We start from the raw sequence: 23,668 nt of genomic DNA on the forward strand, positions 1-23,668 counted from the left end.
TCAAATAAAAGCTTTAATATAACATATAAGCTGCTAAATAAAACAATGATACTACTAACAATATTCCAGGATGTAATTTGTATATCGAAAATTACAGTATAAATAATACGAGCACATCTTCAAGGATACATTGTGATACATGTTAAGAAAATCAAAAACAAAATAATTCAACTTTAAAGGATTAATACATGTCTTAAAAAGACACTAAAATAGATTAATTAAGATTGAAATAGTAAAATTAGACAAAAGAAGAGTTTATTTGACTAAGACGCATTGCAATTTATAAGCCAGAATAATTTAGGCACTCTTTTTTAAAATAATGATCCATATATAACATTGGCGTAAGTAAGGATATATACAGAATACTAATTTGGGATCACGGATAACATGTAATAGACAAATAGCTACTAAGGAATACAAAGATGAACTTATTAATCAAGCTCAACACAAACAAACTTTAGTAAAATCTTCTGATAAAGACATTTAGTAACAAAAATTAATACTTGCAATACTAGCTCTACAACAGTAGATAAAAAGTGCTAGCAGCAGCATTAGATAACTGTTTAAGTAATAAGACTGAAGTAAAATCTTCAATCTTTATATGATGAGACAAAATTAAAAGCATGCATAGATATTACATGTGGAAAATAATCTCAATAATAATTCATGTTTTTTATCTTCCTTGTTTATAGCCTATATATATAAATGGAATTCATATTCTAGATATTATAATAGTTCGAATTCTAATCTTGATTTTTAAAATTTTGAAGCTGCAAATCTCATACAATAAAAACTAAGAGATCATAAAGAAAATTTAATAAATTGGTGGAAGAGATGATATACAAAAAATACTGCAATGTAAGTAAGATTTTAAAGTTACATACAACACAATAATATAAGAATTGAACAATATTGGAATAAACAAAAATATGTAGCAGCATAAGAAATTAAATTAATCATTTGAAAGTGGCATTGGCGATTAAATAGTTTTAAGTCTTATATTTTGTTGAGTATCACTTCAATAAATCTATGATTATATAAAATAACCTAAAGATATACTATCTTATTAGTATAAAATATATAAAGTGTTACTTGAGTTATTATTCTCATAGTAAATATCAAAGTCATCCAGTGCTTATTAAGTGAAAGATTAATTTCACTATAAGATTTTAGCTTATCAGTGATTGATCATATTTCAATATAAAAGTACAAAAAGTCTATAACAAATGAAAAAAAGCAATAAATAGCATAACAAGAATTATTCAACTTCCAGCATCTTAATGCTCATAAAAACATTTTAGCAAAATAGTCAATTTTTAATTTTATTTAACAATTATTTTAACCAAAAAATAATGTTTTCTTGATAAATCTTAATAAATATTATATAATTCGCCTCGTTTTTTAAATAATTATTGAGGTTCAGTAATGACTATAACAGGCAAATTAAAATCAGTATTGTTAACCTATTCTTTCATTATATTAATAAATTTATTGACAGCCATGTCAGAATCCTTAGCCTCATCGTGGAATCCACCACCTCCACCACCACCTCCACCAATAGAAGGCTTAAATAACTTTAAATCATTAAATCCCCCCTCAAAGCATTCATTAGGAAATAGTTCTAAAGTAGAACAATCACAACATACCAATAAAAATTGCACTACTAGTAATATACAGATGCAATTTTCCCAATCATTAGAAGTGCCTACGCCTACTGGAGAGTTTGGTAAAAAATACTCTAAATTAATTAATCCTAAGACTAGTAAACAAAATTTAAAGATAGAATTTCCAAAGAAAATAATATCTCTTGTACGTGACGAATTAACACTTAAATATTTTACTGCTGATATAGAAAGAATTCTTACCCTTTTTAGCAAAAAAGATGATTTAATCTTAAGTGAGGCAAAAGAAAAATATAAAGAAGTTATACAAGATCCTTATATAGCTCAATTCACAAATAAAAACCAAAATACAGGAAGTTTCTTAGAAAATAAGCTTTTTGAAGAAACTCGAGAAGAAGCAATATTGCGTCTTTTATCATTAGAGCAACTAGATGCACAAATGAAAAAAGAAATTTTAAGTAAACAGGGGGATATATTAGAACAATTGAAATTTATAAATGCAAATACTGAGATTTTAGGGTCCTATGGTCAAACTGCCTCGACAGATATATTAAAAAAAATACCTAAAGAATTACCTAAAATTTTAAGTAAACAGGGGGATATATTAGAACAATTGAAATTTATAAATGCAAATACTGAGATTTTAAATGAACATAGTAAAGCAATATTAAAAGATAAACTAAAAGAATTATCCAAGCAATTAGATGAAATTTCAAGTAATCAATTAGTAGGTTTTATACTTGATGAAAATAAGATCAACACAAACTTAAAAAATGTTCATTTTTCAGAAAAAAAAGTAAGAGAAACAGTAAGTAACTTAAATAATAAAATTTTAGAGAAAATTTTTCTCAAAGATGACGGTACTATAACTGAACAAGATTTAACTAAAATATTACAAAAACATCAAGAAACAGTTTTAATAAAAAATTTAACTAAAGCTATAGTATATATTGATGGCAATAAAAATAATGCAACTGTAAATAAAACTTTAGAAAAATGTTTAGAACAGACTACTCCAGAGCAACAAGAGTTGATCTTAGATGTATTGACTCATAATACAAGGATACGCACAGTGCTTATCACAAAAATAGAAAGAGAACAAAGGCAAAACCATAATAAAAAATTAAATAAAAATATAGCAGGTGATTCTTTTGTGGATGCGCTCAAGAAGGCGCTTGTACATAGAACATCAAATTCAGAAACAATACTAAAAGTAGTAGAACAAAGAAAACAAGAAACACCAAAAAATTTGAATGTATGGGATAGGATTAGTCAGAATATTCCTAATCTAAATAATCAAAACGTACAAGATGAAAATAATAAAGAGTGGGACGAGTCTAACAAAAATGCAGATGATTTGAATAATACCAATATTTACATGATAACAAAACATGATCTAGAGAGAGCAGTTAACGAAACAATAACCAAATTTAGTGCAATGAGTACTCTCCTAAAAGACAAAAAAAATGCAGGAGCATACCAAAGATATTTAAAAGAAGCTGAAGATCAACTAGCCTTAGCGCAAGAAAAAGGAAAAGAACTAATAAAAAATTCAGCCCAAACGTTTAAAATAATACCTAAAAAATATCAAGATGATATAAATGAGAATTGGCAGAATTATTTATCACCGGCAGAAATGATAGAACTCACTGCACTAAATGAACATACTAATACACTAAAGAGCAACAAAAATAAATCTGGGCACTTCCGCTCATCTGAAGAAGCATTGCAATATAAAGCAAAACAACATGAATATTATACACTGTTGGCAGAATTAAAAAAAATTGGTATTGCAAAACAACAAGAAAAACTTGTTAAAGACTATGTAGATGAAATGATCACAAATGCTAAACAGGCAGTAGAAAAATTTGAAAGAACTTCTTTAGAGCACATAAACCAAAAGAAAGAAAATAAACAAATTTCTAAGGAAATACTAGATGCTCAAGAAAGACTAGAAAATGCTAAACAAAAAATCGAATTTATTAAATTTAAGTATATTATTTCCAATAAGAGACAGGTAAATAGTTCTGATGAAGATTCAGATGATGATGCAGACAAAAATGCAATCAAACAAAAAACAGAACTCGAAAATGCTCAAAAAGATATAAATCAAGCTAAGAAAAACTTAGAGGATGCTAAAGCAAAATATGCAGCACTACAAATAACACTTAATTATAGTCCAAATGGAATGGACAGTAAAACGACAGAAGATCAAGAACAATTTAAAACAGATAACATAGCAGCAGAATCTTTAGAAGATATGGCAGTAATGTTTAAAGACTCAGAAGAGGCAGCAGAACGAAAAGAAGAAGTAACACTTAATTATAGTCCAAATGGAATGGACAGTAAAACGACAGAAGATCAAGAACAATTTAAAACAGATAACATAGCAGCAGAATCTTTAGAAGATATGGCAGTAATGTTTAAAGACTCAGAAGAGGCAGCAGAACGAAAAGAAGAAGTAACACTTAATTATAGTCCAAATGGAATGGACAGTAAAACGACAGAAGATCAAGAACAATTTAAAACAGATAACATAGCAGCAGAATCTTTAGAAGATATGGCAGTAATGTTTAAAGACTCAGAAGAGGCAGCAGAACGAAAAGAAGAAGTAACACTTGATTATAGTCCAAATGGAATGGACAGTAAAACGACAGAAGATCAAGAACAATTTAAAACAGATAACATAGCAGCAGAATCTTTAGAAGATATGGCAGTAATGTTTAAAGACTCAGAAGAGGCAGCAGAACGAAAAGAAGAAGTAACACTTGATTATAGTCCAAATGGAATGGACAGTAAAACGACAGAAGATCAAGAACAATTTAAAACAGATAACATAGCAGCAGAATCTTTAGAAGATATGGCAGTAATGTTTAAAGACTCAGAAGAGGCAGCAGAACGAAAAGAAGAAGTAACACTTAATTATAGTCCAAATGGAATGGACAGTAAAACGACAGAAGATCAAGAACAATTTAAAACAGATAACATAGCAGCAGAATCTTTAGAAGATATGGCAGTAATGTTTAAAGACTCAGAAGAGGCAGCAGAACAAAAAGAAGAAGTAAACCGTCAGCATCACGAAGAGCAGAATCGACAAAAGCAAGAACATAATTGTCTAGACACGGAAGAAGAAGTTGTACACAAAGAAAAGATTGCAGATCTAACAGCAGAAACAGAGACAAAAGTATTTAAAAAAGAGATAGCTTTAGAAGAAAACGAAGCTATGGATGTGTCATTCAAAACTGAAACAATAGTAGAACAAGATGAAGCGATACAGAGACAACAAGTATCTGATGACACTAGTAGGAAAGTAGCAATCTTAGTTAAAGCAACTTCAACTCTTCACAAACCTGTTCATCATAATATTTTAAGTGATAGATTAAAAGTTACTGTAATAGGAGCCGGTGATGAAAAAACTAATATAAACAGGGGGCTATGGATTAGTGGCTTATACGGTGTTAACAAACAAGGAAGTTGGAAGAACATTCCAAAATATCAAGGTCGTACAACCGGTTTTACTATCGGTGCTGATGCTGAATTCATCAATAATCATGATGTTATTGGCATCGCTTATAGCAATCTAGAATCCAAAATTAAATATAATAAAAAACTAGGAAAAACAGCAGTGTATGGTCATCTTTTAAGTATTTATGGTCTAAAAGAACTAATTCCAGGTTTTTCATTACATACTATAGTATCTTATGGTTATAATTATATTAAGAATAAATCTAAAAATTTAGATAAAATAATTGGAAAATATCAAAATAATAATTTAAGTTTTCAAACTTTATTGAATTACAAATATTGTACAAAATACAATTTACATTTTATTCCTAGTATCGGTTTTAAATATGATTATTCAAGAGCTAGCAACTATAAAGAGTATAACATAGATATAGAAAATCTTATGATCCAAAAGAAATCAAATCAATCATTTGAAAGTAGTATTGGTGGTAAAATAGTTTCTAAGCCTATAATAATCACAAATAATACAATATTAACACTAAGTGTTCATGGTAATATTGAGCGTCACTTCAATAATAAAAATACAAAAGTTAATGCGAAAGCAACTTTTAAAAAACAAACATTACAAGAAACTATTATTATACCGAAACAACCTAAATTTGGATATAACATCGGTAATAATATACTTATGAGTATAAAAAATATAAATGTGCTTTATGAGTATAATTATTATACTCATAAAAAATATCACAGCCATCAAGGACTTATTAAGTTAAAAATTAATTTGTAAAATAAATAAAGGATAAGTTTTTTAAGCATCTTATCCTTATTTTATGAAACCTCTTAATAGGTAAACTTATTATAAACAACTGAAAATAATATCACCGGTATACTACTAAAGTTTAAATGATAGCTATCCTTTTAAAATTGGTTAATTTAGTTAAATAGGCTTATAATCCCAATTAAAAAATTTTTATGAAAAGTGATATTATGAACCTAATATACTAATTAGTATAGTATTTCCTAATTTATCCATAAAAGTTACTATTAAAATTACTAATTATAAAAATTGTCCTCTCTTAACTATAAAATGTAACTATTAAACGGATAAAATATTGCTCATAAATTGAGTAGTATTAAAAATATTACTATGCAAAAATTTTTAAATTATAATAAGAAGTGCATTTGATATGTTATATAGATATAAAAGAATTTTGTGTCATGCGGTTTTGTTGTATTGTTCGATTTTTTTTTGTCATTACGCAGAACAATGTCACAACAAAGCGCCTCAATTCTTATTTACAGAACATTTTTTATTGCTACATTACTCTCTGCTCTTCACAATGACTGTCCTGATTATCTGTATAACAATAAAAACAATAAAATAAAGCTATCACTATTTAGCTATAGGTAAACTATTGTCTGTTTGATTTTCTTCAATTTCATTAATCTTAGAAACTAAATTAGATTTTTTTTTTGAAGAAAGATTAGCAAGTATTATTGCATTTATTAAAAATAATGTTGTAAGTATTATAGTACTTTTGCTAAGAAAGTTACCAACTGTTTTAGCACTTACTACACCCATATTGTTATCACCGCTTATACCACTAATTCCACCAGAACCACTACGCTGCATCAGAATCACTATAATTAGTAGTATTGAAATAGTAATATGTACAAAAAGAAGTATGTCTAACATAATATAAATATTTTTCGTGGTGCTACTAGTGGGAATTGAACCCACGACCTCTTCATTACCAATGAAGTGCTCTACCTCTGAGCTATAGTAGCAAACTATATGAAATTAAATTAATTTATTTTCGTTCTTTTAGATACAAAAATTTATTATTTGTAATAAATTTTTATTTCAAACTCTTTTTCCCATATATTTGATATTAAATCAAGAAGAATTTTAAATTCATTTACTTTATCATATTTTATCTAAACTTCTATTTTTGTAGAAAGATAATGCAAATAATGCAAAAATACAGCTTAATATAACATAAAAAACTGTAAAGGTTACATGTCCCGTTTTTTGTACTAAATACTCAAAAATAAGAGGAGTAGTACCACCAAAAATACTTGTAGCAGTATTATATGAAATAGAGAGCGCAGTGTTACGTATATTTGTAGGATAAAATTCTGCTTGTAATGCTGGTTCAGGACCAATATAGCTAGCAGCAAGTATAGTAAGTATAAATTGTGAAATAATTACGCTTGTGAAATCACCATTCTCAAAATTTCTAAGTAAAAACGGCGTTGTTACAATAATTATTATCAGATTAATTAGAAAAATTTTCTTTCGGCCTATAATGTCTGATAGATAACCGCTTAATAAAGTTACAATTATCATAATCACATAACATATGCTAGCAAGATTATTTACCTCATTTTCAGTAAAATTACGGATAATTTTAAAAAATGATACTAAGTAAATGGTTGCGAGGTAAAATATTATAGAACCAGGTGCATTGATAAAAATCGAGATTAATATATCAAACCAATGATTGATAACAACTTTCCTTAACGGTGATTGTAAAATCTGTTGCTGATCTCTTATATGTTTAAAACTTGGAGTTTCATGTGTATTTTTTTTAATATAAAATGCTGCAAAAATAATAAAAAACCCAATCAAAAAAGGTATTCTCCAACCAAAATTATCAAATTGTGCAGCTGTTAAGATATTCTTTACGATATAAAAAACAATAGATCCAAATAACAAACCAGAGCATATACTAGACATTGAAATACTACAAATTAAACCTCGGTATTTATGGTTAGTATGCTCAATAACAAAGGAAATAGAGCCGGTCAAAGCACCTCCCATTGATAATCCTTGTAGAATGCGTACACAAATCATTACAATAGTCGCAGTTATACCGATAGTATTGTATGTCGGTAACATTCCTATTAATACGGTTGGGGCAGACATACAAAATAACGCACTAGTTAAAGCTACTTTTCGTCCAAATCTATCACCGATAACACCAAAAAATATGCCGCCCAACGGCCTTGCTAAATAACCTATAGCAAATACAGAAAAAACGTGCAATAAAGAAGTATTAACATCATCATTCGGGAAAAATTTTGCTCCTATTATTGGTGCAAAATAACTAAATAATACATAATCATACCATTCAAAAGTATTAGCGATACTGCTTGAAAATACTAGCTTACTGCGATTCATGTTTACTGCTCATAGATTTTTTTTCGGAGTACATTATAAATAAGGTTGCAGGAATGATTATCACTGCTCCATGAGCAGTGCTTTTATCTGGAAACTCGTTAAATATGAAATATGCTGCTATTGCTGAAATCACTAACTCTAAATATCGATAAGGAGCTGTAGCAGTTGCATCTACCATAGTAAAAGCTTTAAGCAGGAAGAATAATATAAAGCTTCCACTACTGCCAAGTACAAATAATAAAGTTAATTCAAAACTACTAGGGGTTATCCAATACTCCATCGACACTGGTAGCGACACTATAGCAGTTACTATTGCCGAATAAAATAGCATACTCAACATTGATTCTTTTACAACAAATTTTTTATTAATAATATCAAGCATAGCAAATGAAATAGCAGCTAATATCAAATATAAAATTTCAGGGTTAAAATCCTTGGTATGTGGTTTAAGCATAACAACAAGCCCTATAAATCCTACTACAGTCACTACCCATCTTTGCCAAATAATATTTTCATTGAGAATGAATACGGCAAGTATTAAAGTAAATAAAGGAATAGAAAAACTTATGACGGTTGCAGTAGTAACTGGTGCTATGGTAAGACCGTAAGTCCATGAAGTCATACCAAAGAATAATAATAATCCTCTTAATACATGAATAACAGGATGCCTTGTTTTTAAAGTACTTTTACCGTAATAAACAACAAAAGGTAGTAAAACTATGCTACTGAACAAGAACCGGAAAAAAGCTACTTCAAAGCTATGTAAACGAGTCCCAAGATATTTAGATATCACATCATTTACACTACTAGTTACTAAACTAAGTAAAAACCAACATATGCCTTTTAAATATGTTTTTAATGCATCATTCATTAATTAGTATTTCTATAATTTTACTTAAAATGTCTTGACTTTTAACATAAAAGAATTCTATCATTTATGACATGAAATATAAATAAAAATTTTTATATAATAATCGACAATAAATTTTAAGCAAGTAATAGGTTATCATTAATATGTTAAAAAAATTATGTGTAATTTTATTTATATCTAGCATAACTATTAATAGTCATGCTAAAAACATGTACGATAATGTAGATACTGCTACTAGCTATGACAGCACTTATTACGAAAATGAAGGAAGTTTAGTTTTTAAGATGCGTCTAGGAGGTATTTTTGCAAGTGCTAAGCAAAAAGGATTGCCAACACATAGCTCCGTTCAACCTGTTTCAGTAGGAGAAATTGCAAAAAACGGTTATGGTGGTGATGCATCCACTACTATATTTTTTAATAATTATTTAGCTGCTGAATTATCACTTGGCTTTAATGTTTTGCGTACTAAATATACATCACTTGCAGCAGTTGCTCATAATTATGGTATTAATAATGTAAAATTAGGAAAACACAAACCTATTTACATGATTCCTGCGACACTTACCGGCCAATTCCATATAGCTCCTTATGGAGGAATAAGACCATATATAGGTATAGGTTATCACGGTTCTTATATGCTGACGCAAGCTACTGGCCTTAAAATTAGAAACGGATACAACGCAGTAGGACAAATAGGTGTAGATTTCTATGCTAAAGATGATACTTTAATCAATATTGACGTCAGACAATTTTTCTTAAAGCCTAAACTTGAATATAAATCAAATTTAGTAGGTAATAAAAAAGTCACTTCTAAAGTGAAACTCAATCCTTTAATAGTTTCAATAGGTATAGGATTTACTTTTTAACTATTTCTAGTTTTTCTAAGAAAATTACTAAGTAATTGACGCAGTAATCTTAGGATTTTGTTATTATTAGGTTGATACGCAACATACATTTACTCATAATGATGTTTCCAAATTAAATAAATTTACCTATGTCCCTACAAATTATCCAGTTATTATACTTACTTTCAGCTGTTTGCTTTATTCTGTCACTCAAATTCTTATCCTCACAGAAACAAGCACGTTTAGGTAGTAGCATAGGTATTTTAGGAATGGTGATAGCAGTTGGTGTTACTTTTTGTCTGCCAGATTTTACTCATAAATTACAGATTATAACAACTATATTAGTTGGCGGGATTATTGGTGGGATTATTGCACTTAAAATTTCTATGACCGTAATTCCTCAATTAGTAGCATGTTTTCACTCTTTTGTCGGTCTTGCTGCAGTATTTGTATCGTACGCTACGGTGCTTGCTCCTGAAAATTTTTCTATAGGAATATCAGGCAGTTTACCGATTAACTCATTAATAGAAATGTCTATTGGAGTTTCTATCGGTGCTTTAACTTTTAGCGGTTCTATTGTAGCCTTTTTAAAGCTACAAGGTTTAATAAAAAGTAACCAATTTAAATTCTATGGCCAACAATATATATGTTTATTCGCAGCAATAATATTAGTGATTATAGTAGTATCTTTTATACGCTCAGAAAATATCTGCTTATTTAATCTAATAGTATTATTATCTCTGTTAAGCGGCGTATTACTAATAATACCAGTAGGTAGTGCAGATATGCCTGTTATAGTATCTATGCTAAACTCTTATTCAGGTTTTGCCGCAGCGGGTATAGGATTTACTCTTAGCAATAGCCTACTTATTATTACTGGATCATTAATCGGTAGTAGTGGAGCTATACTTAGCTATATAATGTGCAAAGCGATGAATCGATCATTAATTAAGGTGATTTTTGGAGCATTTTTACCACAACCTACTGGAATTAACAAAGATATATTTGATGATAAAATAGCAAAAATAAGTTCTCCTGAGGATGCAGCACATTTACTACTTAATGCATCATCTGTGATAATTGTTCCAGGTTACGGTATGGCAGTAGCCCAGTCTCAACATAGTATAAAAGAGATGGTTGATATATTAGAACGTTCAGATATTAACGTACGTTTTGCCATACATCCAGTAGCAGGTAGAATGCCAGGGCATATGAATGTTTTACTTGCAGAAGCTAATATAGATTATGAGAAGGTACTTGAGCTTGACGAGATTAATAGAGATTTCGCTATTACTGATGTGGTACTTGTCATTGGTGCAAATGATGTAACTAATCCTTCTGCTAAAAATGATCCCAATAGTCCAATTTACGGTATGCCTATACTCGATGTTGAAAAAGCGCGTACTATTTTGTTTATTAAGCGCTCTATGTCTTCAGGATATGCAGGTATAGAAAATGAACTGTTTTATCATAATAAGACTTTTATGTTATTTGGTGATGCTAAGAAAGTAGTTGATGAGATAGTTAAGTTTTTAAATGAAGATTGACTTAAACAAGGCTACTTGTTATAATTTCTGAAATTATTAAGCTAAAAACAATTATAATGAATTCACAAAAAACATTACCTCTTTTGCCAAGAGCAACAGCTATATGGTTAATTGAGAATACTTCTTTAACCTTTAAACAAATTGCCGATTTTTGTGGCATTCATGAATTTGAAATCAAAGGTATGGCTGATGGTGAAGTAGCGCAATCTATAAAAGGTTTAAATCCAATTGCAAATGGTCAGCTAACATTAGAGGAAATTGAGCGTTGCAGTAAAGATCCTAACACTAATTTACAAATTTCATATAGTCCTGCTGATGAATTGATGCAAAATCAGAAAAAACATCGCGCTAAATATATTCCTATAGCAAGACGTCAAGATAAACCGGATGCGATATATTGGTTATTGTCTAATTATCCGAATATCCAGGATCATCAAATAATTAAATTAATAGGTACGACTAAAGCTACTATAGATGCTATTAGAACTCGTAACCATTGGAATATGCATTCTATTCGTCCTCGTGATCCTGTATTACTTGGTATCTGTAGTCAAATCGACTTAAATAAAATAGTAGAAAACATCAAGCTTCCACAAAATTCTATAAAAGAATCATAAATTAATTTTATTGATTACAATATCATTTTGCTTAAAAGATATTATTGCTTAATCTATTGCATGTCACTCAAACTCATATTAATAGTATGTTTTCTATTTCCTCACAATGGACGATCCGGTATTTATGTAAAAACGACTACACATCAAAAATATCATATTGACAAATGAATTTTAAAAAAGTGATTATTGTCTAATAAATCGCTTATTGCTAGGTAAAGCATAACTTTTATCTGTAGAACGATAAGGACAAATATCAATTCCTCCACGCCTAGTATATACTATATAAATAGAAAGAAAATCAAGATTTATAGCATTTTTTATATCTATAAAAATACGCTCAGCACACTGTTCTGCAAACTCGTTACAATTTCTAAAAGATATGAGATACCTTAGAAAAGAATCATATTTTAACTTTTTTCCTTTATATTTTATAACTATTGTACCCCAATCTGGTTGTCCGGTTACTAAGCAATTTGATTTAAGTAAATTAGAATGAATCTCTTCTTCTACTAAAACATCTTCATACTCAATTAAACTATTATCTGGTGGACCGTAATTATTACACACTATATCTAAATTATCTATATTTTTCCCACTTGGAATACCAAATTCTATTTTGGTATTTATAGGGAATATTCGTCCTGTTACTTTAGCGCATGTAACATTACTTAGATCCTGCAATATAATTTGTTCTAATTCTTCTATTGATTTAACAATAAAGTTATTAAAAGAATTGAGATATAATTTAAATGATTTTGATTCTACTATATTTTCGGAATCCGCTGGTATATAAAAAGTCCCTATTCCAACCAATGGTTTTCCATTCTTATTAAGACAAGATATCTCATATGTATTCCAAATATCTACACCGTAAAACGGAAGATTATTATTTATTCCAAGTACATTCCTATTATTTATACGTGGAATTTTAAATAATAAAGTTGCATCATAACTATCTTTATAAGTACTTTTTTTACCGAGTAAAGAAGTGGATAAAGGCATTAATTATGCTCCTTGTGCTAAAAGTTCTTTTTGTTGTAATTCATCATATTCTTTTAGCATATAACCGCGTCCCCATACTGTATCGATATAATCTCGACCGCCAGCAGCATCACTTAACTTTTTACGAAGTTTACAAATAAATACGTCAATAATTTTCATTTCCGGTTCATCAACACTACTATATAAGTGATTTAAGAACATTTCTTTAGTTAAGATAGTGCCTCTTCTGATTATTAATAACTCTAAAATAGAATATTCTTTGTTTGTCAAATGTATTTTTTTTCCATCAACTTCTACACTTCTAGTATCAAGGTTGACGCTCACCTTATCAAACCTAAATACTGATGCCGCATGTCCTTTAGAACGTCTAACTATAGCTTTAATTCTAGCAATTAATTCTTCTCGGACAAATGGTTTAGTTAAATAATCATCAGCACCGGAAGAGAAACTTGTAATTTTTTGATCAGTATCGGTTAAACTAGATAAAATTAAGATGGGAGTTTTTATTTTTGCCGCACGTAATCTTAGTAATATCTCAAAACCATTAATGTCTGGTAACATAAGATCTAAAATTACTAGATCATAGATACCAATTTTACCAAGTCTTAAACCTTCTACACCAACTGAAGCTTTATCGCAAACTATCCCTTCTGAAGCTAAAGTGATCTCAATTAAGTTAGCCATTTCCGATTCGTCTTCAATCAATAACACTTTCATTATTTTTCTCCATAAAATTCAAATTTGATAATAATTTAGTTAATAATTATTAACTAAATTATAATTTTTTATCTAGTGCTTTATACGTTCATTAATAATATAAGTAAAGAATATTTAATCAAATTATAAAATTTTTACTATTATCTTTAATTGCAAAAACAATACATATATTAAGTAATTTATTAGTTTTGATGCTCTGACATTTTTTTATGATATAATGCTCCAAAATCGATAGGATCAATCATTAAAGGCTGAAATCCTGCATCTTGAGTACAACTAGCTATAATTTTTCTAGCAAATGGAAATATCATTGCTGGGCAATGAACAGATAATAAAATTGGATGTTGTTCAGAATCAATATTAATTAAATTAAATACTCCAGCATATTTTAATTCTATCTGAAATAATTTATATTTCTCATTTCTTGCAATTGCTTCAATATTTAACTCTACTTCATAGAAATTTTCGTCTGATAAATTAGTAATATTTATATCTAGCGATAAATCAATTTGAGGACGTTGATCTAAAGCCGCAAGAGAAGACGGTGCAGAAGGGTTCTCAAGAGATAAATCTTTTATATATTGTGCATTAACGGAAATATGAGGCATTGCCTCACTAGTATCACTGTTTATTGTACTCATAAAAATCCTTATTAAAAATTTAACATAATTTTTAGAGCCTGTTCACGATTTTATTTTGACTAATAATTAAAAATTTTGAAAGCAAAAATTAATAAGATTTTTATTCAAAAAACTTCATTATTTCTCACTAAAAAGATTTTAATGAGCTTTAAAATTAAAATTGCGAATAGGTTTCTGCATAAAATAAGTTATGTTAACGGTAAAGTTACACCTACTTGTTTCATATATTTGCCTTGTCGTTCGGCATATGAAGTATCACAAATTTGATCACTCTTTAAAAATAAAAACTGACAAGCACCTTCATTTGCATATATTTTAGCAGGTAATGGAGTAGTATTAGAAAACTCTAAAGTTACATGTCCTTCCCATTCAGGCTCTAACGGTGTTACATTTACTATTATACCACATCTTGCATAAGTGGACTTACCGACACAAATCACTAATACATCACGCGGTATTTTAAAATATTCTATAGTTCTACCAAGCGCAAAACTATTAGGCGGAATAATACACTCATCTACTTCTCTATCAACTAAATTATCTTCACTGAAATTTTTTGGATCAACTGTAGTAGAATTTATATTGGTGAATATTTTAAATTCATTAGATACTCTAGCATCATAACCGTAAGAAGATAATCCGTAAGAAATAATCTTTTCTTTATTATGAACTCTTACCTGTTTTTCTGCAAAGGGTCTTATCATACTTTGCTTGATAACAGCGTCTTTTATCCACTTATCTGACATAATAGTCATAATCAAAACTTTATTTAATTAATAAACTAATAATTATAACGTATAATTACTTACAATACAAAATTTTTCTTTAAAAATTCTGAAACTACTTTTATAAGTACAGTGGTAATAATACAACGCTATATACTTAAATAAGTAAGAATTAAATAATTTCTTATTGTCAATTCTAAAAAGTATTATTATATTCTAGCGTAGTTGATTTAATTAACGAATCTAAAAGTTTATTTTGTATAGCATTTTATTATTTAAATTATATATGGACGTATTAAAGTGAAAAAATTATTATTAGCTGCAAGTATTATATATTTTGCATCAGTCAGTCTTGCCGAAGAAAAGACAACACCTTTTATTTCTAACTCTGACACTAAAATCAAATTAGAAGGATTTTATCTATTTGAAAGTGGTTATATTAAACAGGATCATTTAATTTTATTTGATAAAAATGTAACTGATAACAGAAAAAAGCTCGGATTTGACACAGAAGTAGCATTTGCTGCAACTATTACTAAAACTATCGATGATGTAATAGCAGGTGCTAAAATAGTACTTCAACCAACTACAAAAGCAAAAACCACTGCAAGTTATAATGGGTCCCATATTTTTATTGAAACTAGTTATGGTAAAGTAGAATTAGGCTCTCCTGTTGATGCAAGTGCGCAATTACGTGTTACCGGTAATAAAGTAACTGCAGGTACTGGAGGGTGGTATAGGTATGCTCTACTGGACGGTCAGTATATGAGATATAATGCTTTAAAACCAGATTTCGATACTAGTGTTAACTTTTATCTTGAATCATACTCGAATTCTTTTGATCAAGTCAATGAAAAAACTGAGAAAGCTAGAAGATTAAACTTTTTTACACCTAAAATGAAAGGTTTTCAAGCAGGTATCTCTTATACTCCTGATACTGCTAATACTGGTGGTAATAAAAACATAAATAATTTAACACTTCAAAGCTCAGGAAGAAACGGGATAAGTGCTTCGAGAACTGGCATAAAGACATTGTCCATAGCAAACGGTGAAATTATGACTATAAATCAAAATATTAGGGATGCATTTTCTGCTGGCTTAACTTATGAACATGCAATTAGTGAAGATGCAGACTTAAAATTATCAATGACTGGAGAATATGGCAAACCTGCTCGTCGTCTTATTCATGCTAAAGTTGATGGAACAACTAAGGCAATAGAAGTATTGAATACATATAAGCTGTCTAATTTAAAAGCATATAATCTTGGAGCTGTATTTACTTACGGTAATTTCTCGTGTGGGGCTTCTTATGGTAATTTAGGTAAAAGCTTAACCGCCAAGGAATATTATAAAGTTGGACGTAATACCTATTATTACAATGGAGCAGTTGCTTATGGACAAGGACCTATAAAAACAAGTCTTGCTTATCTCAAAACTTCAAGATATAAAAACACCGTAAATGCTGTAAGCTTAGCTACCGAATATAAAATTATGCCTGGTTTATTACCGTATGCTGAAATTTCACATTTCCAAGCTAAAGGTAAGCCTGTATATTATCCTGAAGCACCTAGTAAAACAACAAGAGGTACTGTTGGTCTTATAGGTACAAAACTTAAGTTTTAATCTATTTATTTAAAGAATCAAGGCTTAGAGTAACCTAATGCCTTGGTTATCCCACATTATTTTAATTATACAAATATCATATAGTTCTGTTTATATAATAGATACTTATTAAATTTTATGAGCTTGAAACTAGCTAATTTTGTTAGATTATACTTAGATGCTTAGATTAAAATCAATCGGAATAATTTTTTACACAGCATAAATTACATAAGTATTACATATAAAGCAATGTGGTACTTATTATTATTTTATTTACAAGTGCAAGGTAGGATGCCACTTTTCTAAATATTAGAATCAGTAGCAAAATATGAAAGTACTTCTATAGTATATTTAAAGATTAATATAATTTAAAGTGCTAATTTTAAATAATAAAAATTTTCCTGCACTATAAAGGTACTTAAAAGCTTGATAAAAATAAGTAATTTATACTATACTAATTTAACTAATATTAGTTACTATAAAAAATTTCAATATATAACAACATTATAAATAAAATTGCTAGAATAAATGGGATAGCCCTTATATAGTGTATATTACCAATATCTGAAAAACATTGAATAGAATATAATGTAAAGGATCGTTTTACTATAATTCAACCTTTCAAGGTAACCTTTTTGTTATAAAATAATTAAGGTTATACATATTAACACAATGAGATGTTAATCATCAGAATAATAATGTCAATTATATTAGTAGTATGAGATACTACAATCTATTTTATAAATAATTCGCTTTCACTAAAATATTCTGTCTATAATACTTTATTATGATGAAAATCTATTATTTTTAGGGAAGCCAATAGGTGGCAATGTACCGGCACTACCTCTTTTCCCTAAAAATGCGACAATATTTTTTTCAAGTTGTATTTTTTTGCCATCATTCCAACTTAAACCATCTTCTTTATTAAATATTTTAATATCTAAAAGTTTTGCATTCTTAAACCTTTGCAGCACTACACCTTGCCCTTTTTTCATTTCAGGTATTTCATTTATATTAAATATAAGTAATCTACGACTTTCATTGATACAAGCAATACTATTGCCATTTACAGGTAAGCATGTTATACATGCATACCCCTCTGGTATATTCATAATTTGCTTTCCTGCTTTTGTTTGAGCTATTACTTCGTTTGAATTAACTAAAAATCCTTTACCGATACTACTTGCAAGTAATAAAAGCTGATAAGGTTTATAGACTAAAATATTAGTAATGTCGTTATTACCTATATCCACAAGTAGTTTTATAGATACAGCAGTACCTTTACCTTTAGAAATATTATCTGCAAGCAAAGTAAAAAATCTTCCTTTTGAACTAATTATTAATATTTTATCAGTTGTATAGGCTTCTATAATAAACTTTTCCGCATCACCTTCTTTATATTTAATAGTTGATAAATCAGTGTTATGTCCTTTTAGTAAACGTATCCACCCCATTTTTGAGCAGATAATAGTAATAGGTTCTTTAGTAATGAACGCAGTTATATCAATAACTTGATTTGTAAGATCTACTTCTTCAAAACTTGTACGCCTTGCTCCTATTATTGTATTTAATCCAAATTGAGTTTGTACTGATTTGATTTCTTTTTTCACTATTTTCCATAGTTCTTTATGATTTTTTAAAATCTTTTCTAATATAGCTTGTTGCTTCTGCAAATTACTATGCTCATCAATAATTGCATGCTCTTCAAGTTTTTGGAGTGCACGAAGACGAGTGTTTAATATTACTTCTACTTGTATTTCACTTATTTTAAACCGCTCCATAATTATTGTTTTTGGCTCATCCTCTCTACGGATAATTTCAATTATCTCGTCAAGGTTTAAATAAACTATTTTAAGCACTTTTAAAATTTCTAAACGCTGCTTGATTTTATTCAAAAGATAAGTTGACCTACGAGTAATAATATTTTGTCTATGAACTAAAAATTCTTGTAGAATCTCTACAATATTCATTACTCTCGGCACGTTATTACTACCTATCACATTCATATTTAGTTGAATACGACTTTCTAAATTAGTGAGCTTAAATAGAGACTCCATAACTATCTGTGGATCACAACTACGATCTCTTGGTTCTATAACCAACCTTATAATATCAGTTGATTCATCTCTAATACTGCTAATAAGCGGAATTTTTTTATCTTTTAGTAATATTGCTATTTGTTCTATAAGTTTTGATTTCTGTACCTGATAAGGTATTTCAGTGACAACTATCTGATATGTACCGTAACTCAGTTCCTCTTTCTCCCATCTACTTCTTACTCTAAAACTACCACGTCCAGTAGTATATGCAGCATTAATAACTTTAGTTTGATCAATAATTATACCACCAGTTGGAAAATCAGGGCCTTTGATAAAGTTCATTATATCGTTAACCCCAGCTTGCGGATTGTCGATTAAATACAATAAAGCATCACATAACTCATGTAAATTATGCGGTGGTATATTTGTTGCCATACCAACTGCTATACCTTCAGAGCCGTTAGCAAGCAAATTAGGAAAACTTGCCGGCATTATTACCGGCTCTAAATCAGAATCATCATAAGTAGAACGGAAGTCTACCGTATCTTTATCAATGTCCTTCATTAATAACATGCATATTTCCGTCATACGTGATTCAGTATAGCGCATAGCTGCTGCATTATCACCATCTATAGAGCCAAAATTACCCTGACCGTCAATCAAAGGATAACGCAATGAAAAATGCTGTGCAAGTCGTACCAAGGTATCATATACTGCAACATCACCGTGCGGGTGGTATTTACCTATTACGTCACCAACCACTCTTGCACATTTCTTATATCCAGAATTAGGCTCAAGCCTTAGTTGTAACATTGCGTATAATAACCTACGATGTACAGGTTTGAGTCCGTCCCGTACGTCAGGAAGTGAACGTGACATAATAGTCGATAATGCATAAGCAAGATAACGCTCTGATAAAGCATTACCAAAGTCAATATTTTCTATTTTAGCTTCTTTCATAAGTTATTTAATTTCGTTATTATAACTCCTTTATATTCCTAAACTCCTTACATATAATGATTTATTCTTGATTTAGTAACAATATAGTATTTTTTTAGATATCATTGATAAGATACTGTATGATATTAAAATTATCATTTCAACACACAACTCTGCTGATTATGTGCTAGTTTCTTACAAACCGCTTGAGCTTGATTAAGACTACTATATTCACCAGCTAAGATTAAATAGTAAAATTTACCATCGTCATACTTAACTTTTTTTGTTGTGATAACAACATTTTGAAGAATTTTTGGGAATTTCTTTTTTATCTTTGCACCTTCTTCCATTGCTTCTGCTTCAGATTTTACCGAACCTAACTGTACTTTATAACTTGTATGACTTCTACAATTTTGAGCATTACCAACCTTATTCTTAATTCCTTTTGCAAGCTTTATGATATTTAAATCAGTTGCATTTTTATTATTTGACTCTATTAATGGCATCAGGTTGGACATCCCATCAAACGTTTTATCATTTTGACTTTGGTTGCTAGAATCTATAATTATCGGTTTTTCAGGATCAGGAAGCAATTTTACGGTTTGAATATTTGTATCTTTAGCAATAAGATTATATATATTACTATATACTGATGTTATTTGGTTATTTTCTATAATAGATGGTCTTATCTTTGGAGGTATATCATCAGGATAAATAGTAATTACCGGTTTGCTATTTTGATAATATTGATAACCAAAATAGATACCTGATATACATATTAAACATAAAATATTATTGATCATATTTTTGGATTAGTTGCGCCACAATCATCTCATCATCAATTCAAGGAATGAAAAGATTAATTGCTTCATGTTACATCGTAACCATAGGTTCTACACCTATCACTTCAAGACCACTCGCTATAACTTTTTGTATTACACTTGCAAGCGCAAGGCGTGCTAAAGTTAATTCTTGATTGTTTTCAATGATAAATCTATAGTCACTATTTTCTTTGCCGAAATTCCACATAGAATGAAATTTTGAAGCTAAATTTATTAAGTAAAATGCGATACGATGAGGTTCAAAATATTTTACAGATGCTTCTAATGTTTTCGTCCATGCTGCTAAAAGTTTTATAATTTCAATTTCTTCTTCTGTTGATAATAAAGATAAATTATACTTACCTTCTTTAAAACTATTATAAGCTTCAGGCATTAATTCTCTAGCTTTTGATAAAATAGATTTTGTTCTTACATGAGCATATTGTACATAAAATATAGGATTTTCTCTTGATTGCTCTTTCACTTTTACTAAATCAAAATCAAGCGGTTTATCATTTTGTCTAGTCAACATCATAAATCTTATGATATCTTTGCCTACTTTTTTGTTTACATCTTGCACACTTGCAAAACTCCCAAGACGTTTCGACATTTTAACCGGTACACCGTTTTCAACGAAATTTACCAATTGACAGATTTTAACATCTACTTTAACCTTTTCTTGACCTAGCGCCTTAACTATTGCTTCAATCCTTTTAACATATCCACTATGATCCGCACCAAGTACATAAATTAAGTGGTTAGCGCCTCTATCTATTTTATCCTTAGCATATGCAAGATCGGATGCAAAATAAGACCAACTACCATCAGCTTTTTCTATTGGACGATCTTGGCTATCACCGTAATTGGTAGATTTGAACAATTTTTGTACTTTGTGCTTCCAGTCCTCATGCACTTTACCTTTAGGAGCAGGTAACGTACCTTCATAAATTAGTCCCATACTCTCTAGTAGTTTAACTGTTTTCTCTATCTCGCCTTTATCATACAATGATTGCTCAGAGAAGAATATATCGTGTTTAATCCCTAAATCTGCTAAATCTTTTCTATTTAAATCAAGCATTTTTTCTACAGCAAGACTTTTAATTATTTTGAACCTTTCAACATCATTCATCGTTAATAATTTATTGCCGTATTCTTTTGATAAAATTTCTCCAAGTGGAATTAAATACTCTCCAGGATATAAACCGATAGGGATAGTAATTTGTTCACCTAAAGCCTCTTTATAACGTAATAATACAGTACTAACTAAATCATTTATTTGCGAGCCTGCATCATTAACATAATATTCTTTTGTAACAGAGTAACCTACTTTTTGTAAAATTCTTGCTAACACATCACCATATACTGCACCTCTAGCATGCCCTATATGCATTGGTCCTGTTGGATTTGCTGAAACGTACTCAATATTAATATTGCTATTTTTATCTATATCAATTTCAAAAAACTTTTCTTCGTGCTGTAAAATATCTTTTATTGCAGCTTGCCAACTTTCAGCTTTTATAGTGAAATTAATAAAACCCGGTCCTGCTATTTCTATACTTGCAATATACGGCAATGTTACAAGTACTTCTTTAAACTTTAACGCTACTTCCCGAGGCGCAATACTTTCTTTAGAAGCAATAATCATTGCAATATTACTTGATAAATCCCCGTTAAAACTATCCTTTGGTGTTTCAATAGTTGCAGTATTTGCTATTTCTTGATTATTATATAGTTGCTGACTTGCCGCAATGATATCTTGTTTTAATTGATTAAATATATTCATAATTAGTGTTAAATTTTATTAAACTTCGGTGCACAGAGTTGATTATATTCTTGGATTGCGAAACGGTCAGTCATGCCTGCTATATAATCAGCAATCACTCGAGCTTTACTATATGTTTCATTAGAATCTATTAATATTTTCCAATTAGTAGGTAATAAATTAATATCATCCATATAAATCTTAAACAGACCTTGTACAATTTTAGTACATTTAATACTAATAGCTATCATTTTATTACTTTCGTAAACTCGCTTATGTAAAAACTTTTTAGTTTCATTAATACGCTCATTAGTTTTTTCAGTAAAATCCACTATCTGATAATGTAAGTTACGTATCTCATTTATGTTAGTAATTTTTTCTTTCTTTAAATTTTCTTTCGTTTGCAATAACAAATCAGTAATTAACTCATGTATTAACTTACGTACTATTTCATAAATCAGACAAGATGGACTAATATCCTTAAATTTTGACTTAAGTTTAAAAACATAGTTATCAATATATTGAAGTTCAGCAAGATTATTAAAATCAATAATTTTAGCAATGATACTATCTTCCAAATCATGTGAAATATAACTAATATCATCTGCGAGTGATGCTATTTGCGCCTCTGCAGATGCATAAGTATTAAGCTCTAAATCATTTTGTTTATTATATTCTGCTACATATTCATTTATTGCACCTAATATAGGACCATTATGTTTTACGATTCCTTCTAAAACTTCCCATGTCAAATTTACTCCATTATAAGCAGCGTATCTTTTTTCAAGTAGTGTTAGTATCTTTAAAGATTGAGAGTTATGTGAAAAACCATTATATTCTTTCATACATTCATTTAAAGCTTTCTCACCTACATGACCGAAAGGAGTATGACCTAGATCGTGCGCAAGTGCTATTGTTTCAGCTAAATCACTTGATAAATTTAGAGTATTAGCAACTGAACGAGCAACAGTTGCAACCTCTAAAGAATGTGTTAACCTATTTCTGTAATGATCTCCTTCTTCGTGATTAATAAAAACCTGAGTTTTATATTGCAAACGCCTAAATGCATTAGTATGTATAATACGATCACGATCACGTTCAAATTCATTTCTATAATATGTTGGAATCTCCTTATATAATCTTCCTCTACTTTTAAGAGGATCAGAAGCGTATGAAGCAAGCATAGTTATCCTTTGTTTTGTAAGGCATTGCACATGTAGCGTAGCTCCAATTTTTATTACAGCTTAATCATGGTATAAAACAACT

General features: G+C 29.3%; 17 protein-coding genes and 1 tRNA gene. 5 read left to right on the forward strand and 13 right to left on the reverse strand.

The annotated features are described in order from the left end of the window. Positions 1-1,463 precede the first annotated feature (1,463 nt). On the reverse strand, positions 1,464-1,661 hold the full coding sequence (locus tag RT_RS04570; protein WP_231259237.1) for a hypothetical protein: 198 nt from the start codon (positions 1,659-1,661) through the stop codon (positions 1,464-1,466). A gap of 16 nt (positions 1,662-1,677) precedes the next feature. Here RT_RS04570 and RT_RS04505 point away from each other — a divergent pair, with 16 nt between their 5' ends. Beyond that, complete coding sequence (locus RT_RS04505) at positions 1,678-5,877, forward strand: autotransporter domain-containing protein (RefSeq protein WP_318768387.1); 4,200 nt, start codon at positions 1,678-1,680, stop codon at positions 5,875-5,877. A 606-nt stretch (positions 5,878-6,483) separates the two neighbouring features. Here RT_RS04505 and secG read toward each other — a convergent pair. From secG to RT_RS00280, 4 genes are all read right to left on the reverse strand, one after another. Continuing rightward, a complete protein-coding gene (gene secG / locus RT_RS00265) occupies positions 6,484-6,786 on the reverse strand; it encodes a preprotein translocase subunit SecG (protein ID WP_011190527.1) in 303 nt (100 codons plus the stop codon). A gap of 17 nt (positions 6,787-6,803) precedes the next feature. Then, positions 6,804-6,878 (reverse strand) — tRNA-Thr (locus RT_RS00270). Between the two features lie 139 nt (positions 6,879-7,017). Further along, positions 7,018-8,274: an MFS transporter gene (locus RT_RS00275; protein WP_011190528.1), complete on the reverse strand. Its 1,257-nt coding sequence runs from the start codon at positions 8,272-8,274 to the stop codon at positions 7,018-7,020. Next, positions 8,261-9,145, reverse strand: a complete 885-nt coding sequence (locus tag RT_RS00280) for an S-adenosylmethionine uptake transporter (RefSeq protein WP_011190529.1) — start codon at positions 9,143-9,145, stop codon at positions 8,261-8,263. Before RT_RS00280 ends, RT_RS00275 begins: the two co-directional genes overlap by 14 nt. A gap of 143 nt (positions 9,146-9,288) precedes the next feature. Between RT_RS00280 and RT_RS00285 the strand changes: the two genes are divergently transcribed. The 3 genes from RT_RS00285 to RT_RS00295 all read left to right on the forward strand — a co-directional run bounded on the left by RT_RS00285 (position 9,289) and on the right by RT_RS00295 (position 12,154). Next, positions 9,289-10,011 (forward strand): OmpW family outer membrane protein, encoded by a 723-nt coding sequence (locus RT_RS00285; protein WP_011190530.1) that lies wholly within the window; start codon positions 9,289-9,291, stop codon positions 10,009-10,011. 128 nt (positions 10,012-10,139) lie between these two features. Further along, positions 10,140-11,537, forward strand: a complete 1,398-nt coding sequence (locus tag RT_RS00290) for an NAD(P)(+) transhydrogenase (Re/Si-specific) subunit beta (protein ID WP_011190531.1) — start codon at positions 10,140-10,142, stop codon at positions 11,535-11,537. A gap of 56 nt (positions 11,538-11,593) precedes the next feature. Further along, a complete protein-coding gene (locus RT_RS00295) occupies positions 11,594-12,154 on the forward strand; it encodes a cell cycle transcriptional regulator TrcR (protein ID WP_011190532.1) in 561 nt (186 codons plus the stop codon). 183 nt (positions 12,155-12,337) lie between these two features. Here RT_RS00295 and queF read toward each other — a convergent pair whose 3' ends face one another. From queF to dcd, 4 genes are all read right to left on the reverse strand, one after another. Further along, on the reverse strand, positions 12,338-13,156 hold the full coding sequence (queF, locus tag RT_RS00300; RefSeq protein WP_011190533.1) for an NADPH-dependent 7-cyano-7-deazaguanine reductase QueF: 819 nt from the start codon (positions 13,154-13,156) through the stop codon (positions 12,338-12,340). Positions 13,157-13,159: 3 nt separating this feature from the next. Beyond that, entirely contained in the window at positions 13,160-13,873 is a 714-nt protein-coding gene (ctrA, locus tag RT_RS00305) for a response regulator transcription factor CtrA (RefSeq protein WP_011190534.1), read from the reverse strand. Between the two features lie 182 nt (positions 13,874-14,055). Continuing rightward, positions 14,056-14,514: a protein-export chaperone SecB gene (secB, locus tag RT_RS00310; RefSeq protein ID WP_011190535.1), complete on the reverse strand. Its 459-nt coding sequence runs from the start codon at positions 14,512-14,514 to the stop codon at positions 14,056-14,058. A gap of 188 nt (positions 14,515-14,702) precedes the next feature. Further along, positions 14,703-15,269 carry a dCTP deaminase gene (dcd, locus tag RT_RS00315; protein ID WP_011190536.1) on the reverse strand — a complete coding sequence of 189 codons (567 nt, stop codon included), beginning with the start codon at positions 15,267-15,269 and terminating at the stop codon, positions 14,703-14,705. A 270-nt stretch (positions 15,270-15,539) separates the two neighbouring features. Here dcd and RT_RS00320 point away from each other — a divergent pair, with 270 nt between their 5' ends. Next, positions 15,540-16,862 (forward strand): porin, encoded by a 1,323-nt coding sequence (locus RT_RS00320; protein WP_011190537.1) that lies wholly within the window; start codon positions 15,540-15,542, stop codon positions 16,860-16,862. 764 nt (positions 16,863-17,626) lie between these two features. Here RT_RS00320 and parC read toward each other — a convergent pair. The 4 genes from parC to RT_RS00340 all read right to left on the reverse strand — a co-directional run bounded on the left by parC (position 17,627) and on the right by RT_RS00340 (position 23,586). Beyond that, complete coding sequence (parC, locus tag RT_RS00325) at positions 17,627-19,840, reverse strand: DNA topoisomerase IV subunit A (RefSeq protein WP_011190538.1); 2,214 nt, start codon at positions 19,838-19,840, stop codon at positions 17,627-17,629. Positions 19,841-19,974: 134 nt separating this feature from the next. Continuing rightward, a complete protein-coding gene (locus tag RT_RS00330) occupies positions 19,975-20,622 on the reverse strand; it encodes an SPOR domain-containing protein (RefSeq protein WP_011190539.1) in 648 nt (215 codons plus the stop codon). Positions 20,623-20,692: 70 nt separating this feature from the next. After that, the gene (gene argS / locus RT_RS00335) at positions 20,693-22,423 is read right to left on the reverse strand and encodes an arginine--tRNA ligase (RefSeq protein ID WP_011190540.1); all 1,731 of its coding nucleotides are present in this window, start codon (positions 22,421-22,423) and stop codon (positions 20,693-20,695) included. A gap of 8 nt (positions 22,424-22,431) precedes the next feature. Continuing rightward, positions 22,432-23,586, reverse strand: a complete 1,155-nt coding sequence (locus RT_RS00340; RefSeq protein WP_011190541.1) for a deoxyguanosinetriphosphate triphosphohydrolase — start codon at positions 23,584-23,586, stop codon at positions 22,432-22,434. Between the last annotated feature and the right edge of the window lie 82 nt (positions 23,587-23,668).

Origin of the sequence: Rickettsia typhi str. Wilmington (assembly GCF_000008045.1) — a bacterium.
GTDB classification, from domain to species: domain Bacteria; phylum Pseudomonadota; class Alphaproteobacteria; order Rickettsiales; family Rickettsiaceae; genus Rickettsia; species Rickettsia typhi.

Coding starts and splice junctions, on each gene's coding strand:
- RT_RS04505 (WP_318768387.1), top strand. CDS start 1,678: ATGCAATTTTCCCAATCATTAGAAGTGCCTACGCCTACTGGAGAGTTT.
- secG (WP_011190527.1), bottom strand. CDS start 6,786: ATGTTAGACATACTTCTTTTTGTACATATTACTATTTCAATACTACTA.
- RT_RS00275 (WP_011190528.1), bottom strand. CDS start 8,274: ATGAATCGCAGTAAGCTAGTATTTTCAAGCAGTATCGCTAATACTTTT.
- RT_RS00280 (WP_011190529.1), bottom strand. CDS start 9,145: ATGAATGATGCATTAAAAACATATTTAAAAGGCATATGTTGGTTTTTA.
- RT_RS00285 (WP_011190530.1), top strand. CDS start 9,289: ATGTTAAAAAAATTATGTGTAATTTTATTTATATCTAGCATAACTATT.
- RT_RS00290 (WP_011190531.1), top strand. CDS start 10,140: ATGTCCCTACAAATTATCCAGTTATTATACTTACTTTCAGCTGTTTGC.
- RT_RS00295 (WP_011190532.1), top strand. CDS start 11,594: ATGAATTCACAAAAAACATTACCTCTTTTGCCAAGAGCAACAGCTATA.
- queF (WP_011190533.1), bottom strand. CDS start 13,156: ATGCCTTTATCCACTTCTTTACTCGGTAAAAAAAGTACTTATAAAGAT.
- ctrA (WP_011190534.1), bottom strand. CDS start 13,873: ATGAAAGTGTTATTGATTGAAGACGAATCGGAAATGGCTAACTTAATT.
- secB (WP_011190535.1), bottom strand. CDS start 14,514: ATGAGTACAATAAACAGTGATACTAGTGAGGCAATGCCTCATATTTCC.
- dcd (WP_011190536.1), bottom strand. CDS start 15,269: ATGACTATTATGTCAGATAAGTGGATAAAAGACGCTGTTATCAAGCAA.
- parC (WP_011190538.1), bottom strand. CDS start 19,840: ATGAAAGAAGCTAAAATAGAAAATATTGACTTTGGTAATGCTTTATCA.
- RT_RS00330 (WP_011190539.1), bottom strand. CDS start 20,622: ATGATCAATAATATTTTATGTTTAATATGTATATCAGGTATCTATTTT.
- argS (WP_011190540.1), bottom strand. CDS start 22,423: ATGAATATATTTAATCAATTAAAACAAGATATCATTGCGGCAAGTCAG.
- RT_RS00340 (WP_011190541.1), bottom strand. CDS start 23,586: ATGCTTGCTTCATACGCTTCTGATCCTCTTAAAAGTAGAGGAAGATTA.